The organism is Alcaligenes faecalis (genome assembly GCF_005311025.1).
Classification (GTDB): domain Bacteria; phylum Pseudomonadota; class Gammaproteobacteria; order Burkholderiales; family Burkholderiaceae_B; genus Alcaligenes; species Alcaligenes phenolicus.
Genome location: NZ_CP031747.1, coordinates 2,768,861 through 2,786,272, shown reverse-complemented (window position 1 = coordinate 2,786,272; position 17,412 = coordinate 2,768,861). Strand labels below are relative to the sequence as shown.

The 17,412-nt window shown below is 56.0% G+C and carries 18 protein-coding genes; 13 read left to right on the top strand and 5 right to left on the bottom strand.

The annotated features are described in order from the left end of the window. The first annotated feature begins 2 nt into the window (after nt 1-2). The 13 genes from D0C27_RS12875 (at nt 3) to D0C27_RS12815 (ending at nt 12,575) form a co-directional block, all read left to right on the top strand. Nucleotides 3-1,007 carry an ornithine cyclodeaminase family protein gene (locus D0C27_RS12875; RefSeq protein WP_115634663.1) on the top strand — a complete coding sequence of 335 codons (1,005 nt, stop codon included), beginning with the start codon at nt 3-5 and terminating at the stop codon, nt 1,005-1,007. Nucleotides 1,008-1,037: 30 nt separating this feature from the next. Beyond that, on the top strand, nt 1,038-2,009 hold the full coding sequence (locus D0C27_RS12870) for a tripartite tricarboxylate transporter substrate-binding protein (RefSeq protein WP_026483987.1): 972 nt from the start codon (nt 1,038-1,040) through the stop codon (nt 2,007-2,009). A 624-nt stretch (nt 2,010-2,633) separates the two neighbouring features. Then, the gene (locus D0C27_RS12865; protein ID WP_240688251.1) at nt 2,634-3,764 is read left to right on the top strand and encodes an ABC transporter substrate-binding protein; all 1,131 of its coding nucleotides are present in this window, start codon (nt 2,634-2,636) and stop codon (nt 3,762-3,764) included. A 44-nt stretch (nt 3,765-3,808) separates the two neighbouring features. Further along, a complete protein-coding gene (locus D0C27_RS12860; protein ID WP_035269511.1) occupies nt 3,809-4,684 on the top strand; it encodes a branched-chain amino acid ABC transporter permease in 876 nt (291 codons plus the stop codon). Continuing rightward, entirely contained in the window at nt 4,685-5,644 is a 960-nt protein-coding gene (locus D0C27_RS12855) for a branched-chain amino acid ABC transporter permease (protein WP_045930453.1), read from the top strand. Next, a complete protein-coding gene (locus D0C27_RS12850; RefSeq protein ID WP_115634665.1) occupies nt 5,637-6,395 on the top strand; it encodes an ABC transporter ATP-binding protein in 759 nt (252 codons plus the stop codon). Before D0C27_RS12855 ends, D0C27_RS12850 begins: the two co-directional genes overlap by 8 nt. After that, nucleotides 6,392-7,120 (top strand): ABC transporter ATP-binding protein, encoded by a 729-nt coding sequence (locus D0C27_RS12845; RefSeq protein ID WP_035269507.1) that lies wholly within the window; start codon nt 6,392-6,394, stop codon nt 7,118-7,120. Before D0C27_RS12850 ends, D0C27_RS12845 begins: the two co-directional genes overlap by 4 nt. Nucleotides 7,121-7,128: 8 nt before the next feature. Further along, nucleotides 7,129-7,956, top strand: coding sequence for an alpha/beta fold hydrolase (locus tag D0C27_RS12840; RefSeq protein ID WP_137431122.1), 828 nt, complete (start codon nt 7,129-7,131; stop codon nt 7,954-7,956). A 19-nt stretch (nt 7,957-7,975) separates the two neighbouring features. Continuing rightward, on the top strand, nt 7,976-9,016 hold the full coding sequence (locus tag D0C27_RS12835) for a 2,5-dihydroxypyridine 5,6-dioxygenase (RefSeq protein WP_137431121.1): 1,041 nt from the start codon (nt 7,976-7,978) through the stop codon (nt 9,014-9,016). Continuing rightward, a complete protein-coding gene (locus D0C27_RS12830; RefSeq protein WP_060186798.1) occupies nt 9,013-9,630 on the top strand; it encodes an isochorismatase family protein in 618 nt (205 codons plus the stop codon). Before D0C27_RS12835 ends, D0C27_RS12830 begins: the two co-directional genes overlap by 4 nt. Nucleotides 9,631-9,723: 93 nt before the next feature. Continuing rightward, nucleotides 9,724-10,932: an FAD-dependent monooxygenase gene (locus D0C27_RS12825; RefSeq protein WP_060186823.1), complete on the top strand. Its 1,209-nt coding sequence runs from the start codon at nt 9,724-9,726 to the stop codon at nt 10,930-10,932. Nucleotides 10,933-10,955: 23 nt separating this feature from the next. Then, nucleotides 10,956-11,831, top strand: coding sequence for an oxygenase MpaB family protein (locus tag D0C27_RS12820; RefSeq protein ID WP_137431120.1), 876 nt, complete (start codon nt 10,956-10,958; stop codon nt 11,829-11,831). A 36-nt stretch (nt 11,832-11,867) separates the two neighbouring features. Further along, nucleotides 11,868-12,575: a TetR/AcrR family transcriptional regulator gene (locus tag D0C27_RS12815; protein WP_137431119.1), complete on the top strand. Its 708-nt coding sequence runs from the start codon at nt 11,868-11,870 to the stop codon at nt 12,573-12,575. A 112-nt stretch (nt 12,576-12,687) separates the two neighbouring features. Here the strand turns inward: D0C27_RS12815 and D0C27_RS12810 are convergent, their stop codons facing one another. The 5 genes from D0C27_RS12810 to rnpA all read right to left on the bottom strand — a co-directional run bounded on the left by D0C27_RS12810 (nt 12,688) and on the right by rnpA (nt 17,355). Beyond that, nucleotides 12,688-13,077, bottom strand: a complete 390-nt coding sequence (locus D0C27_RS12810) for a VOC family protein (RefSeq protein ID WP_060186797.1) — start codon at nt 13,075-13,077, stop codon at nt 12,688-12,690. Nucleotides 13,078-13,181: 104 nt separating this feature from the next. Further along, nucleotides 13,182-14,624, bottom strand: a complete 1,443-nt coding sequence (locus D0C27_RS12805; RefSeq protein WP_063690085.1) for a catalase — start codon at nt 14,622-14,624, stop codon at nt 13,182-13,184. A gap of 351 nt (nt 14,625-14,975) precedes the next feature. Then, complete coding sequence (gene yidC / locus D0C27_RS12800) at nt 14,976-16,643, bottom strand: membrane protein insertase YidC (RefSeq protein WP_137431118.1); 1,668 nt, start codon at nt 16,641-16,643, stop codon at nt 14,976-14,978. A 107-nt stretch (nt 16,644-16,750) separates the two neighbouring features. Next, nucleotides 16,751-16,993 carry a membrane protein insertion efficiency factor YidD gene (gene yidD / locus D0C27_RS12795; protein WP_035269485.1) on the bottom strand — a complete coding sequence of 81 codons (243 nt, stop codon included), beginning with the start codon at nt 16,991-16,993 and terminating at the stop codon, nt 16,751-16,753. Beyond that, the gene (gene rnpA, locus D0C27_RS12790; protein ID WP_009461433.1) at nt 16,990-17,355 is read right to left on the bottom strand and encodes a ribonuclease P protein component; all 366 of its coding nucleotides are present in this window, start codon (nt 17,353-17,355) and stop codon (nt 16,990-16,992) included. Before rnpA ends, yidD begins: the two co-directional genes overlap by 4 nt. Between the last annotated feature and the right edge of the window lie 57 nt (nt 17,356-17,412).

Sequence of the window (17,412 nt, the reverse complement as noted above, 5' to 3'; positions counted from 1 at the left end):
TCATGCAGCTAAGCGTTTATGTAGCAAAAGCCCAGGAAGTGTATGAAGGGCTGGATATGGGTGCGGCGATTGATCTGATGCGCCAGGGTTTTATCGCCATGCAGCAAGGGCGTATTGACCAGCCCTTGCGTACGATTGTGCGCAGCCATTTGTCCAGCGGCTTTCTGGGCATGATGCCTGCCTGCATCGACATGCCGGAGATTTATCCCGAGCCTTTGTACGGTGCCAAGATGGGCACCCTGTTTCCAGACAATGTGCGCCTGGGTAAGGACCCCCATCAAGGCTGCGTGCTCTTGATGAGCGGCTTGACCGGCGAAACACGTGCCATTCTGGATGCCAGCAGCGTGACGGCCTTACGTACCGCAGCGGTCAGTGGCCTGGCCACCGACATGCTGGCGCGCCCGGATGCCAGCGTGCTGACCTTGTTTGGTGGCGGGCATCAGGCCTTGTGGCAGTTGCGTGCCGTGGCGCAAGTGCGTCGCTTGAGCAAGGTATTTGTGATTACCCGCTCCGCACAGTCGGCTCAGCATTTCATTGAAGAAGCCCAGGCGTATCTGGATTGCCCCTTGATAGCCGGAGTCTCGGCCCAGGAAGCCGTGTCCCAGTCGGATATGGTACTGACAGCCACCAGCTCTGCCACGCCTGTCTTGCAGCGCGAATGGCTGCGCCCTGGCACGCACATCACCGCCATGGGTTCCAGCACACCCGCCAGCAGTGAACTGGATGGCCCCACCATGACGGCAGGCCGTTTGTTTGTGGACCGTGCGCAATCCACTCGTAACGAGTCGGGCGAGTTCTTGAATGCGTGTAAGCAGGGCTACTTGTCGGCCGATACCGAGCTGAACGAGCTGGGTGCCGTTCTGGAGAGGCAAGCCGCAGGCCGCATCAACAATGAAGAAATCACGATTTTTAAATCCTTGGGCTTGGCATTCGAGGACGTATTGACGGCGGCCGCCTTGTTAAGCCGTCATGCCGCACAAGGAAATGGACGAGTAGTAGAACTTTAATAGCGTCATCAAGAGGTAGGGAGACAAGTAATGAAAAAGAAATGGGCGCAGGTTTTGCTGGGAACGGCGTTGGCCTTGGCAACAGGTATGTCTGTTGCTAGCAAATTGCCGGACACCATACGTTTGGTCGTAGGTTATCCGGCCGGAGGAACAGCGGATGCCGTCGCGCGGGTGTATGCCGAGCAATTGCGTGAAAAGCTGGGTGTGAATGTGGTGGTGGATAACCGCGCAGGCGCGGGCGGGCAGGTTGCTGCTCAAGGCTTTTTGCGCTCGCCTACCGATGGCTCGGTGCTGTTGGTCGCTAATAATCACATGATGACCACCCTGCCCCTGACCGTAAAAACGGTCAGCTACGATCCAATAAAGGATTTTGCGCCGGTAGCCGTGATTGCCAAGTTCGAACATATCTTTGTGGTGGGTAAAACCACGCCTGCCAATACCTTGCAGGAGTACGTGGAGCTGGTGCGCAAAGAACCGGAAAAGTACGGCCACTATGGTATTCCCGCCCCCGGCAGCGCCCCTCAGTTCATTGGCTACAGCATCGCCAAGAAGAACGATATCCAGATGTCCCCCGTGCCTTATAAAGGGGGTGCCCCTTTGATCAACGACCTGCTGGGTGACCATATTCCCGCTGGCGTGGATGCGGTGGGCATGATTACCGAACACGTTGCCGCCGGTTCGGTGCGGGTGCTGGGGATTACCGGCGCGGAACGCCTGCCTATCTTGAAAGACGTGCCCACCTTTGCAGAAATGGGCTATGGCGACCTGAAAGCGTCGGGCTGGATGGGGATTTTTGCCCCGCTGGGCATGGAGCCGGAGATGGTCAAACAGTTCCAGGATGCCTTCAATGAAGTGGCCAAGCTGCCACGCATTGAAAGCGCGATTGTGCCGATCGGCTTCCGACCCGAGTCGGGCGATGCGCAGGAGCTATCGCGCATTGTTCAGGATGATCTGGATACTTGGGGACCCATCATCAAGGAGTCGGGGTATTTGCAGCAGTAAGACTCAGGGTGTTGATGCATACGCCTGCTTGTGATGAGCGGTGTTCATCAAGTCCGATGAGTAAAGGCTAGCGCTTCGACTTCGTTCTTATGGAACATGGGGAGCAACGGCTAGTAGCAGCTAGCAGCACAAAACTTGTTAGCGCAGAAAAGTGGGAATGCGGGCCTGATGTCAAATCAGGTCCGCTTTTTTATGGCGATTTCAAGAAGGGAACTGCCACCTTCAGAGCTTGTTGGTTGTGTCTCTTGTGAGGCCAGCTTTTGGGCGGAATTTCATCATCAGAAAGAGGCCTAGTGACCCGAAAAGGGAGCTGGTTATCTATGTGCTGAGACATCGGGTTTTCGGTTCGTAGCCAGTCTGTGGGTAGCTGAAATACCTTTGGTATACCCTTCAAATAGCACTTGAGTGTTGTCACCAAGATTAAGCCGGCAAGCAGGTTTCGCCTGGCCTCCATCATCCATGAAAACTGCTGGAAATCCATTAAGTGACTGATAGATAACAATAAAAAATTATTTTAAGTCTGTAGGGAATTCCCTATATTTTATTTATTGGCTAGTCAGTTAATAATATTTCAAACTAGAAATAATCAATCAGTTAATTAAAAACCAAGGAAGGAGATACAAGGTGCGCAAGACGATATTGACGATGGGGTTGCTCATGACGCTGGGTGCTGTGGGGGCCGTGCAAGCGCAAACCATCAAGATTGGTGTGATTCAGCCTTTGACCGGGTCGGTGGCCTACAACGGGGAGGCCGATGTGAACGGTTCCAAGTTGGCTGTCAAAGAGCGTAATGCTCATGGCGGGGTGTTAGGCAAACAGGTTGAACTGGCTATTGAGGATGGAGAATGTCAGCCCTCCAAAACCGTGAACGCGGCTGAAAAACTGATTCAGAAAGACAAGGTGCCAATTATTTCCGGCGCCTTTTGCAGCTCCGCCACCATTGCGGCTATGAGCGTGGCGCAAAAGTACAAAGTGCCTCTGCTCTCGGGCGTGTCGTCAAAAAGTGATTTGACCGAGCGTGGCAATGAGTGGTTCTTCCGCACCGCTGAAACCGATGGTTTGCTGGCCCATGCCTTCGCAACGATTCTGGTCGAGCAGCTCAAGCTGAAAAAAATCGCCTACATCGGTGTGAATGATGATTGGGGCCGGGGCGGCATGGAAGAGTTCTCCAGCCAGATCGAAGCCTTGGGCGGTGAAACCGTGCAAAAGCTGTATTTCGACCATGGCACCACGGACTTCTACACGCTGTTGACGCGGGTACGAGCCGCCAAACCAGATGGTGTTTTTGTGGCAGCCGAAACCCAGGATGGCTCGATTCTGGTCAAACAGATGAAGGAAGTGGGTCTGGAGAGTCTGATTTTTGGCGTGGGTAGTTGGGCGACGGCGGACTTTGTGAATTTGGCGGGCTCTGCATCAGAAGGCATTCATGCTGCCGTTCCTTATGCCCACACCTTGCAGCGTCCCGAAAATCTGGAGTTCGTGCAGTCCTATCAGAAAGAGTATGGCGAGCTGCCAGGCAAGTATTCGGTGGCTGGCTATAACGCGATGAACATCATCATGGACGCGATCGAACGCGCAGGGGAAGCCGATCCGGACAAGATTCGTCTGGCACTGCCGGCCACGGATTACAACGGCCCCAATGGCAACTTCAAATTCAACGAAAAACGCCAGGGCTACGGCTTTGATGCCGTGTTGGTGAAGCTTCAAGGCGGGCAGCCGGAAATAGTTGCTCAGGCCAAGGTAACGGCGGACTAAGAGCACGATGAGCTGCGGATTTTATCGTTTGATGAGGGGGCATTGTGTTTGATTTATTGCTGCAGTTCATTGCCAATGGACTGGTGAACGGGACGTTCTACGCGTTGTCGGCTCTGGGTCTGACCCTGATTTTTGGTTTGATGCGATTGGTGAACTTTGCCCATGGCGAGTTCTACATGATCGGTGGCCTGCTGGGATGGTTGGTGACCCAGCAACTGGAGCTGAACTTCTTTGTGGGCCTGGCGCTGGTCATGGTGATCGTCGCGGTGTTTGGTTGGCTGCTGGATCGCTTCCTGATTGCTCGTATCCGGGACAAGGGCCCGGAGCCAGGCATTTTGCTGACTATCGGTTTGTCGATTTTCCTGACAAATACCGCCTTGATGATCGTGGGTACGGCACCTTTGAAAGTGGTGGCGCCGGTGCCTAATACTCCCCTGTTTTTGGGACCGATATTCATCACCGAGGTGCGCGTTTTTGCGATCGGGATGTCTATTGCGGCCATCGTCGGCGCACGCCTTCTGATCCAGAAAACCCGCTTGGGTAAAGCCATGCGGGCCACGTTTCAGGATTCGACGGCGGCCAGTCTGGTCGGTATCAATACCGCCACGATTTACGCCTCCACCTTCGCTTTGGGTGTGGTTCTGGCGGCAACCTCGGGCATGTTGCTCAGCTCCATTTATGTCGCGCAGGCTTCGATCGGTGGCCTGATCAGTTTGAAAGCCTTTGTGGTGGTCATTCTGGGCGGGATGGGCAATTTCGGTGGGGCCATTCTGGGTGGCTTGATCCTGGGCGTGGCAGAAGCGCTGTGGGGAGGTTATGTGCAAACGGGGACAGCGGACATGGTGGGCTTTGCCCTGGTTATCTTGATTCTGTTCTTCCGCCCCTATGGCTTGTTTTCGGTTCGAGCGGAGCGCGCGTAAATGAAAATAGAACGTCACTTTATGGTGGGCTTCCTGGCCTTGTCGGCGTTGCTCGCTGGTTTTGTGCAGAACGATTATTTGCTGCATATCCTGGTGCTGGTGCTGATGTATAGCGTGCTGGCCAGCAGCCTGAACCTGATCATTGGCTATGTAGGGGAATTCCCGCTGGGTCATGTGGCATTTTTTGGTCTGGGTGCGTATTCAGTCGCCATTTTGAGCTCGCCCGCGGTGGGCTGGCCTGTCACGGTCACCATTGCCGCGGCGGCCTTGATTGCTGCGGCAGCGGGCTACGTGATCGGGCGTGTGACTTTGCGTCTGAATGGGCCCTTCTTTGTCATTGTGACGCTGGCCTTTGCCGAGGTCCTGCGCCTGCTGGCCAATAACTGGGTGGACCTGACCAATGGCCCGATGGGCATCTCGGGTGTGGCTCATCCTGCCTTGCTGGACATGTCGCCCTGGCTGGCTGGGAAGCGGGGTTTTGTGGTGATGGGCATTGTGCTGGCCGCCATCACTTTCTACATCTGCTACCGCCTGGTGCATTCCAGTGCGGGCCGTGCTGCCGTCACTCTGCGAGAGAACAACTACGTGGCGCAATCGGTCGGTATTGATCCTTTTCGCTACTCGCAGTTTGTCTTTGTGGTGGCGGCCTTTCTGGCCGGGATTGCCGGGGCTTACTACGCCAGCTACATCAGTTTTGTAGGGCCGGAAGTTTTCGGTTTTCCGTTTACCGCGACCATGATCATTATCGTTTTGCTGGGCGGTAAAGGCACCTTGCTGGGGCCTATTGCAGGGGCCATTGTGGTGGCCTTGCTGGAAGAGTATTTGCGCGAATTCAAGGAGTTGCGTCTGTCCTTATTTGGACTGATCGTCATGGCTTCGGTGCTGTTTGCGCCGGATGGAATCATGGGATTTGTGCAGCAGCGTTTTCATCATTTATTTGGGAGGACGCGTCATGCTTGAAGTGTGCGGTCTCAGCAAATCCTTTGGCGGTATTCATGCGGTTCAGGATATTGATTTCACCGTTCCTGCCGGGCAAATCGTCAGCTTGATCGGGCCCAATGGGGCTGGCAAAACAACGTGCTTCAACCTTATCACCGGCTTTTATCAGCCTACTCGTGGGCGGGTGTTATGGGATGGCAAAGAGGTCACGGCCAGCAAGCCGTATCGCATGGCACAGCAGGGCGTCATACGCACTTTTCAAAAGACTAATGTGCTGCGGGCTCTGAGTGTTTTCGACAATCTGGTCCATGCCCATTATTTGGCTGATCGGGCACCCTTGTGGCGCACTTTCTGGCCTAGCAAAGAGCAGGCAAAAACCGAACAGGAAATCATCGTCTCGGCCCGCCGTATTCTCGATCAGATTGGCTTGGCCAAGCGTGCTGATGTCCTGGCCAGCTCCTTGTCTTGTGGCGAGTTGCGACTGCTGGAGGTGGGCGTTGCTCTTGGTGCTAAACCCAGATTGTTGATGCTGGATGAGCCAGCCGCCGGACTTAATACACATGAAGCAGAAGGCTTGGCCGACTTGCTCAAACAGCTGCCTGGGCAGTGGGTGGAGTCCATTTTGCTGGTAGAGCACAACATGGGTTTGATCATGCGTGTGTCTGACCAGATCGTGGTCATGAACTTTGGCAAAAAACTGGCAATGGGAACACCGGCAGAGATTCAGGCCAATGAGCAAGTGTTGGAAGCCTATATGGGGAAAGCGGCATGAGTAAACAGGACATTGAACCTCTATTGGCGTTGCAGGATGTGGTGGCGGGTTATGGCAATTTGACGGCCCTGCATGGCGTCAGCTTGCATGTGCAGCCTGGTGAAGTTGTAGCCATTCTGGGAGCCAATGGCGCCGGGAAATCCACCACGCTCCGGGCAATCTCCGGTCTGATCCGCCCTACTTCTGGCCAGATCACCTGGAAGGGACAGGTGATCAGTGGTCGTAGCCCTGAACATATTCTGAAGCTGGGTTTGGCTCACTGCCCTGAAGAACGGCATGTGTGGCCTGAAATGACCGTTGAAGACAATCTGGATCTGGGCGCTTACCTGATCAAGTCCAAGACTGAAGTGGAGCGGCGTAAAGGCATTGCCTTTCATCGCTTCCCGCGCCTGAAAGAGCGATACAGGCAACTGGCAGGCACGCTTAGCGGCGGGGAGCAGCAAATGCTGGCGATTGCTCGGGCATTGATGTCAGAACCGGAGCTGTTGATTCTGGACGAGCCCTCCTTGGGGCTCAGTCCCAAGATGGCTCTGGAGGTTTTTCAGGTGGTGCGGGACATCAGTGAGCATGGCGTGTCCATTCTGGTGGTGGAACAGAACGTGCATAACGCGCTGAACGTAGCCAGTCGAGCCTATGTGCTGGAGACAGGGCGCGTTATTGCAGAGAAAGACAGCGCCAGCATGTTGAAAGACCCTGAACTCTTGAGCGCTTACCTGGGAGGCTGATGATGAGCATGAACAAGACAGTAGAGCTCCCATCGCGCCTCAGCTACGGCGCCCATGTCCATGCCAATGGCATACGGCAGCATTACTTGCGTTATGCCGGTCCCGGACCAGCCTTGGTGCTGGTGCCCGGAATCACCAGCCCTGCCCCCACCTGGGGCTTTGTGGCAGAGCGTCTGGCCCGGCATTTTGATGTGTATGTGCTTGATGTACGTGGTCGTGGTCTTTCTCAAGCAGGCGCAGAGCTGGACTACGGCGTGAATGCTTGCGCGGATGACTTGTGCCAGTTCGTTCGGGAGCTGGCACTGGAGTCGCCCATTTATGTGGGGCACTCCATGGGGGCGCGCATTCTGTTGCGTGCGGCCAGCCGAGGCTTGGCCAAGGGGGCCGCCATGGTGCTGGTGGATCCGCCAGTGTCCGGCCCAGGGCGACGCCCCTATCCGGCGAATATCGCCTGGTACACCGATTCGATTGCACAGGCTCAACAAGGTATGAGCGCCGAGCAGATGCGGCAGTTTTGCCCGACCTGGACTCCCGAGCAACTGGCGCTGCGCGCCCAGTGGCTGCACACCTGCGATGTGCGCGCGGTGACGGACAGCTATGAGTGGTTCCACACCGACGATGCGTTCCCGGACTTCAGCCAGCTCAATGACTGGAAGGTGGCCCTGATGGTGGCGGGCAAGGGAGATGTCATTCGCGATGAGGATAGTAAAGAGGCGCAGTCCTTGAAGCCCGACTTGCAGGTCTTACGTGTGCCAGAAGCGGGACACATGATTCCCTGGGATGACGAGGAAGGCTTTTATCGCGCATTGGGCACCTTTCTGGGCCTTACCTTTTAACAAGAAACAGGAGTGGAAGATGGCTGTATCTGATCATCAAATGGTTCAGGCCTGGAATGAGGTGCTGAGTCTTTCTGGAGTGAAGCCGGGGCAGATGGTCACCATTCTGACCAGTTCGCATACCCATCCTCAAACCTTGGCTACCGCCAAGCTGGCCGTGGCATCTTTGGGGGCAACCCAGATGCAGGTGGACTTGCTGCCTGTAAACGCAGAAAAAGCATTGAGCCGCGACCTTCTGGCTTACTTGGGCACGACTCCGCTGACGGGTAATCCAGCAGCGATTGCCGCCCTCAAGGCCAGTGATTTGGTGCTGGATCTGATGACCTTGCTGTTCTCTCCCGAACAGCATGAGATTTTGAAGTCGGGCACCAAAATTCTCCTGGCAGCCGAGCCGCCCGAGGTGCTGGTGCGTATGGTGCCGTCCTTGCAGGACAAGGAGCGTGTGGAGCGTTCGGCGCAGGTGTTGCAGGGGGCTCGTGAAATGCGAGCCACGTCAAAGGCAGGAACCGATCTGGTCATGCCTTTGGGTCAGTACCCGGTGGTAAAGGAGTACGGCTTTGTGGATGAGCCGGGGCGCTGGGATCACTGGCCCAGCGGTTTTATCCTGACTTGGCCAAACGAAGGTCAGGCTCATGGCCGCATCGTGATTGATCGTGGCGACATCTTGTTGCCCATGAAGTCCTATGCGGCTGACCCGATCACCATGACAGTCGAGAACGGTGTGGTGACCTCGATTGAAGGTGGGTTAGATGCCGAGCTGCTGCGCGAATACATGGCCTCGTTCAATGATCCTGAGGCTTACGCCATGTCCCACATAGGCTGGGGTTTGCAGCCCCGTGCTCACTGGTCCACGCTTGGCCTTTACGACAAAGAGCAAACCTTGGGCATGGATGCCCGTGCCTATGCGGGCAATTTCTTGTTCTCTTTTGGCCCCAATAATGAGGTCGGGGGCGACCGCACGACGGCTTGCCACATCGATATTCCGCTGCGTGCTTGCACCGTGACCGTAGATGGTCGCGAGACCGTTCGGGAGGGCAAGCTTGTGGAGGAGTTGGCATGAGCAGCCAGAGTGTTTACGAGCGTCAGGGATTTGGGCAAGGGCTGGAGCTTGAAGGCAATGTCGGGCTGTTAATTGTGGATTTCGTTAACGGTTTTGCGGACCCTCAAGCATTTGGCGGTGGAAATATTCTGGAAGCCATTGAGCAAACGCGCACGGTTCTGGCGGATGCGCGGGCACAGAACTGGCCGGTGGCGCACAGCCGCATCGTCTTTGCCGATGACAGCGCCGACCGTAATGTATTCGGCCTGAAAGTCCCCGGTTTGGTGCAGCTGCGAGAACACAATCCAGCCAGTGCCATTGTCGATGCCTTGAAGCCAGCACCGGGTGAGCTGGTCGTGCGTAAAACGGTTCCATCGGCCTTCTTTGGAACGGCTCTGGCTGCCTGGTTTGCGGAACGGGCGGTGCAAACCTTGCTGATTGCTGGCGCAACCACAAGCGGGTGCGTACGTGCCTCTGTCGTAGATGCCATGTCCTGCGGCTTGCGCCCTTTTGTCCTGGCAGATTGCGTGGGTGACCGAGCCAAGGAGCCTCATGATGCGAGCCTGTTTGATATTCAACAGAAGTACGGCGAGGTTCGTCCGTATGCAGACTTGCGCCCCTTGCTGGTGATCTAGGCTTATCTGTTTTTTTGCTTATTTATTATTTATTTGTTTAATTAATTGAGGAGGTTTGGGCTGCCCAAGGCCCAAACACCGAGGATGTACAGCATGAAAAAAACGTTGAAAGTAGGTGTGATAGGCGGTGGTATTGGCGGCGTGACTTTGGCAGCAGCCCTGGAGCAACGCGGCATCGAAGTCCATTTGTTTGAGCGTGCCGCCGCCTTTGGAGAGGTGGGTGCCGGGATTCAAATGACTCCGAATGCCGTCAAGGTGCTCAACGCTTTAGGCGCCCACGATGCGCTGGCCAAGGTGGGGTTTTTGCCCGAGGCTTTGGTGGGGCGTGATTGGTCCACTGGAGAGGAAAGTTTCCGTATCCCTTTAAAGAGCGATTGCCCGCAGCTGTATGGCGCAGAGTTCTTTCACGTGCATCGTGCGGACCTGCATCATTTGCTGACCGAGCTTCTGGGGACAACGAAGGTCACCTTTAACACGCAGTGCACCAGGGTGTCGCAGCAAGATGGCAAGGCGGTGGCGCATTTTGCTGACGGCTCTAGTTTTGAGGCCGATCTGATTGTGGGGGCTGATGGCGTACGTTCGGAAGTACGTCGCTCCATCTTCGGGGAGGAAGAACCCAAGTTCACCGGCAATATGTGCTATCGGGCAGTCGTACCTTTTGACCAGATGCCTGACTTCGTCGCACCCGAGTCTTCATTCTGGCTGGGGCCTAAAAGCCATGTGGTGACCTATTACGTAAACGGCGGCAAGGCCGTCAATATTGTGGCGGTGAATGAAACGGCCAGCTGGGTGGAGGAGTCCTGGAATGCGCGCAGTACCCAGCAGGAAATGCTGCAGGATTTCAAGGACTGGCACCCCAATATCGTCAAGCTGTTCGAGCGTGTGACGGATGTCTATCGCTGGGGGCTGTTCGATCGTGACCCTATGACTAAATGGTCGTCGGGCCGTGTGACTTTGCTGGGCGATGCGGCGCATCCCATGCTGCCCTTCTTGTCTCAAGGTGCGGCAATGGCTATCGAGGACGCCTACGTGTTGGCGGTTGCGCTAGCCGCTTTGCCAGATGATCTGGACACCGCCTTGTCGCTTTATGAAGCAGAACGCTTGCCACGTACCAGCCGGGTGCAACTGGAAGCACGTGAGCGCGGCCGCACCTATCACCTGTCCGATAGCGAAGCCAAGGCCAAGCGTGATGCCGAATACCGTGAGCAGCAGAAGAAAAACCCGCACGCGGGCGGCATCAAGACGGACTGGGTTTATTCATATAATGCTACTGACTTTCAGCCGAAAGCATTACAGGTTTAACAGGTAGGGCCGGAGGGAGCGTCTTGTTGTCGATACGTCAGTATGTTGAGAACCAGATTCACATCATTACCGGTCTGCAAGGCAGCCTGGTAGACTTTACGACGCCTGCGGGCGACCCCGGCTTGTTTGGCCCACAGTCGGCTGTGTGGCAAGTGCATGCAGATTTCACCTCCATGATGCTCGGGGGGATTTCTGCATTGTGTTTGCAGATGCTGGACCCGAAGGTTTTGGCCGGGGTCTGGGATCATTCCCGCTTTCGTCAGGATATGCAGGGGCGCTTGAGTCGAACGGCGCAGTTCATCTCGGCAGTCAGTTATGCGGGTACGGAGCAGGCTGAGCGTTGCATTGATCAGGTACGGCGGGTGCACGAGCACGTACACGGGTATTTGCCGGATGGCACGCCTTACGATGCCAATGACCCGGAGTTGCTGCGTTGGGTGCATCACACGCAGGCCTACTGTTTTCTGCAATCCCATATGCGCTGGCGTAATGCCAGACTGGCGCCGGAGCAGCAGGATCGCTATGTTGCGCAATACTCGAAAGTTGCCGTGCTGCTGGGTGCGGATGGCCTGGTCATGGATGCGGCAAGCTTGAGGGAGCTGTTTGCCCAGGCCGGTCCGCAATTACGGGTTGATGCGCGAACCCGGGAAGTGGCTACAATTTTAATGTCTTCACATACCCTGTTTAAGGGGCCCAAGGCTTGGGTTGCCAGGGTGTTTCTGTTAGCGGCATTGGATATGTTGCCAGAGTGGGCTCAACGCTGTTTTGAGCATCGCCCCAGCACGGCATCCATGTGGTGGCGTCGCAAGGTGGTGAACAGCGTTGCTTGCGTCTTGCGTTGGGCCACACGTAACGGTTCCGTGCATCGGGCGCAGCGTCGCGTCGCCAATCTGGCTTAGCTGGTAGATAAGAATGAATCAAATTTTGAGGCAAATATGGGCCGTGTAACTTTGTCGTCGGATAGCTCCTGGGTCAAGCGGGATAAGCCTGGACGCCCGGAAGGGGTAGGTGACAACACGTCAGAGCGGATTCTGGACGCCGCCGAGGAAGAGTTTTCCGAGACTGGCTATGCCGGGACCACATTGCGTGTTATTGCTCAAAAAGCGGCTGTGACCCAAGCCTTGATCAATTACTACTTTGGTTCCAAATACGGCCTGTTTGAGGCCGTGTTCATCCGCCGAGGCAAAACCATTTCCGATGAGCGTTTACGGCGCTTGCATGCTCTGCGCGATCAAGATGGCAAGGTCCTGGTCGATGATGTGGTGCGCGCGTTTTTGGCACCCACGATAGCCTTGCGCGAGACACCCGGAGGCCGCCGCTTCTTGCGGCTGCAAGCACGTTTGCACACCGAGCCAGCCGAGATTTCCTACAAACTGCGTAATGAAGCCTACGACGGCTCAACGCGTGCGTATGTGCAGATCCTGGAAGAAATATTGCCGGAGTTGCAGGCTAAAGATGTGTACTGGCGTGTGGTCCTGATGATTGGGGCCTATATGTATGCCTTCTCCGATACCCACCGGCTGGAAGAGCTGGCGCCAGGTATCTGTGACCCCAACAATACCGACGAGATTCTTGAGCAGATCATTGCCTTTGTCTCTGCCGGTTTGCTGGCTGCGCCGGTTGTCTTGCCTGGCAAGGCTTGAACCGGGCACCTGCATGTCGACCAGGGACCCTGTTGAACTCTTTGCATTGAAATGACACTTGTCCTTTCTCGCCATCAGGGCCGACGCCAGCAAATTTTGCTGGCGTTTTCGATTATTTAACCGGCGTACACAACTCCACCACAACACGCTCTGGCGTCTGCACATAAGACACCATCTGTCCCCATGGCTTGTTCTGTGGTGGCGCCAGTTCCGTGCCCCCTTCCGCCAGTGCCTTGGCATGAGCTGCAGGCACATCGTCGCAGACCAGGGCGATTTCAATGGCCAACGGCACGTCGGATGCGTGAGTCGACAAATGCCCTTTGGGGTAGTTCATGTAGGCCAGCATTTCACCCGCAAAGGCCAAGGTGGTTTGGCCGGTTTCCAGCTCACCGTACAAGCCGGTTTCATGCAGCATTTTGGTGGACAAACCAAACGCACGGTTAAAGTAATCCAGTGCCTGGCCGACGTCGGGTACGTAGATGATGGTGTAGCCAAATTTCATGGTGGGGCTCGATAGGAAAACGCAGGGCCAGTGCAAAAAAAATCGGCTCCCCGATTGTAGATGGGGAGCCGATTCTTTGATGGCTTAAACAGCCCGGTCAGGGTTTAAAGCTGACCGCGTTTTGTCAGTTCTGCCCTTACACCGGCACCGTAGGCAGGGTCTGCCTTGGTGAAGTGGCCCAGCTGACGCTCGATGATTTCCTTGGGAACACCCGCCATGGCGTCGGCAATATTGCTGAACAGACGCTGCTTTTCCTCGTCGTTGAACAGGCGGAACAGATTGCCGGGCTGCGAGTAGTAATCCTCATCCACGCGGTGATCCCAGTGATCTGCCGGCTGGCCGTCCAGCGCCAGAGGCGGTTCGCTACGGGGAGCCTGTTGCCATTCGCCCTGGCTGTTGGGCTCGTAGTTGATCGTGCCGCCGTTATTGTCGCCAGTACGCATGGCGCCATCGCGGTGGTAGCTGTGGAACGGGCAACGCGGTGCGTTCACTGGCAGCAGCCCGTGGTTCACGCCCAGACGGTAACGCTGGGTGTCGCCGTAGGAAAAGATACGACCTTGCAGCATGCGGTCGGGCGAGTGACCAATGCCGGGCACCAGGTTGGCAGGCGTAAAGGCGGCTTGCTCCACTTGGGCAAAGTAGTTGGTGGGGTTCTCGTTCAGTTCCAGCATGCCCACATCGATCAGCGGGAAGTCGCCATGTGGCCAGACCTTGGTCACGTCAAAGGGGTTGATGTGGTAGGTGCGCGCCTGCTCTTCGGTCATGATCTGAATGCGCAGCGCCCAGCGTGGGAAGTTGCCCTTTTCAATGTTTTCGTACAGATCGCGCTGCGAACTCTCGCGGTCCTGGCCCACGACTTTGGCGGCTTCTTCATTGGTGTAGTTGGCAATGCCCTGCTGGGATTTGAAGTGGAACTTCACCCAGTGGCGCTCGCCCTTATCGTTGATCAGGCTGTAGGTGTGCGAACCAAAGCCGTGCTGCTGGCGCAGGTTACAGGGCAAACCGCGGTCGCTCATCAAGATGGTGACCTGGTGCAAGGATTCGGGCGACAAGGACCAGAAATCCCAGGCGGCGCTCATATTGCGCAGGTGGCTGCGAGGGTCGCGTTTCTGTGTGTGGATGAAGTCGGGGAACTTCAGTGGATCCCGTATAAAGAAGACAGGAGTGTTATTGCCCACGAGGTCCCAGTTTCCGTCTTCTGTATAGAATTTGAGGGCAAATCCTCGAACGTCGCGTTCTGCATCGGCGGCTCCTGCTTCACCAGCTACGGTGGAAAAACGTAAGAAAACGGGGGTCTGGCTGCCTGGCTTGAAGACCTTGGCCATGCTGTACTGCGTGATGTCGTGCGTGACGGTAAAGGTACCGAAAGCGCCCGAGCCTTTGGCGTGTACGACACGCTCCGGGATGCGTTCTCGATCAAAGTGAGCCAGCTTCTCCAGCAGCCAATAATCCTGCATCAGGACGGGACCACGAGGGCCTGCTGTCATGGAGTTCTGGTTCTCCTCAACTGGGCGGCCAGCGGCGGTCGTCAGGGTTTTGTTGCTCATTGTGATTCTCCGTTGAAGCTGACCCGAACCGAGGGGGGCGGGTCGTTTTAAGAAGTTGAGATCAGTCTACTTGCCTTGGTCTAAATAGTTAAATCAAATGATTTTAGCGAACGAATAGCTTTTTGCTATTGAAAGGGGTTTTCATCCCGATCATAGCGGTAAGTAGAAACACAGAAAATGAAATTTCTACGATCGGGGCAGAGAGAAAAAGCTAATAAATGTGTGCACACAGTCTTTAAGCGCTGGGGGACAAGGCATTATTGGCGGGCAGTAGCGTTTAGTGCAATCGGGTAGATAACAGGCATAAAAAAACCCCGCTAAACGTAGCGGGGTTTTTTGTGTCAGAGCGAATTAGCTGTTGGCTGCTTTCGCGCTGTTCTTTTCGATCTGCACCATGATGTAGCGCTGCTGGGCAATGGACAGGATGTTGTTCACGCACCAGTACAGAACCAGACCGGCGGGGAAGAAGAACATCATGCCACCAAAGACCAGAGGCATCAGCATCATGACTTTGGCTTGCATTGGATCAGGCGGAGTGGGGTTCAGCTTGATCTGCAGGAACATGGTACCCATCATGATGGCGGGCAGAATCATCCATGGGTCGCGTGCGGCCAAGTCGTGAATCCACAGAATCCAGGGTGCACCGCGCATCTCGACGCTGCCCAGCAGCACCCAGTACAGCGCAATGAACACAGGGATCTGAACCAGCATGGGCAAACAGCCACCCAGCGGGTTGATCTTCTCGGTGCGGTACATCTCCATCATGGCGGCGTTCAGCTTGGCCTTGTCGTCGCCGAACTTCTCGCGCAGGGCTTGCATGCGTGGCGCAAATTGCTTCATCTTGGCCATGGAGCGGTAGCTGGCGGCCGACAGCGGGAAGAACACCAGCTTGATCAGCACGGTCAACGCCACAATGGCCCAGCCCCAGTTACCCAGCAGGGAATTCAGCCAGGTAAGCAGCTTGAACAAAGGCTTGGAGATGATGGTCAGCCAGCCGTAGTCCACCACCAGATCCAGACCGGTAGCCAGTTGCGACATGGCTTTCTGGTCTTGCGGGCCTACCCACAGGGAGGCGTCCACAGCCTTGCTTTGCCCAGCGGCGATCGAACCGACCGATTCCAGCGTGCGCACGGCGTACAGATTGTTGCCCAGCTTCAGGATCTCATTGGTGCGTTGCAGGTCCTGGGCAGGAACCCAGGCGGTTGCAAAGTAATGCTGCACCATGCCGATCCAGCCGTTATCCACGCTGCGAGCGTAGGTGGCCTTGTTCTTGTCGATGTCCGAGAAGGTGATCTTCTGGAACTTGTCGCCGCTGGAGTAAACCACAGGACCGGTAAAGGTGCTGTACAGGCGGGAAGAGTCGGGCGGGTTGTTGCCGTCGCGAGTCAGTTGCAGGTACAGGCGTGGGTCAATCGCGGTACCCGTATTGTTCTGGATGTCGTGACGAACCTGGATGTCGTAGCGACCCTTGTGCAGCGTGTAGGTCTTGGTGACTTTCACGTCGTCCGCAGTAGCTTCGAACACCACGTCCAGCGTATCGCCCGTCATGCTGCGCTGGCTCGAGACCAGGGTGAACGGGGTCAGGTGGTTGGGCAGGTTCTGGCCGGCGGCACCCACAATACCGGACTGGGCCAGGTAGGTGGAGGCAGGCGAGTTATCCAGCAGCACCATGGGCTGCTCGGGGTTCTCGGGCGAACCGTACTTCAACAGCTCGGCCTTGATCAGCTGGGCACCTTCGGTGCTAAAGCCCAGCTTGTAGACGTCTGTGGTGATGTCGATAGTTTGCGCTGTGGCAGACACCGCGCTGTTGCTCGAAGGCAAGGCAGCAGACGCAGTCGGCTCTTGAGCAGCGGGAACACCACCGTTTGCGGCAGGTTCGTCGGAGGCTGCTGGCGCTTGTGTGGTGGCTGGGGTGGAAGCGAACAGCGATGGTTTGCCGTTATATTCCTGCCAGTTGTTCCACAGCAGCAGCAGTGCAAAGGAGAAGATCATCCATAGGATGGTGCGTCGGATATCCATAGCGCCTGTATCACATTTATAAAGCTGAGCAAAAGCTTAGCAGTTTAACGTAGCTGGTCAGCAAACAGGGGGTTGCCTTGAAAAACAAGGCGCAGACCAGGACGATTTTAGAAAGTGTTGCGGTCTTCGGGCGTGCGAGCGGGCACAGGATCATGCCCTCCCTTGCACCAGGGATTGCAGCGGCAGATGCGTACACCACCAAGCCATAGCCCTTTGAGCGGGCCATGAATGTCAATGGCCTGCAAGGCATAGTTGGAGCAGCTGGGAGTAAAGCGGCAGTTTCTACCGATCCAGGGACTCAGAAAAAACTGGTAAAAGCGGATCGGTGCCGAAGCCAGTTTGCGCATCATGGCCGTACCTTGGAGAACAAGGTGTCGGCCTCGGTGCGAACCAGTTGCTTCAGGGCAGTCAGCGACACCTGGGGTACCTTGCTGTGCAGCCTAAAGACATAGGCGGCATTGGGCAAGCCTTCACGTTTGTGGCGGAAGGTTTCGCGCAAGATACGCTTGATGGTGTTGCGGGTGACGGCGCGGTTGGCAAAGCGCTTGGGGACGATCAGTCCCAGACGGGCGCCTTCGGTCTGGTGTGGATCTTCGCCACGAGAGCGAGTGACCACGAACAAAGCCCCGCGACCTACGCGTTGCCCTTTAAGAGACTGTGCGTATTCGGTGGGGCTATGTAAGCGAGCCGTAGCTGGAAAGGAGGCACGCATGATGCGTATCGTGGGAGTCGGGCTTTAGATAATAGATCCATCACCCTGGGCCCCGCA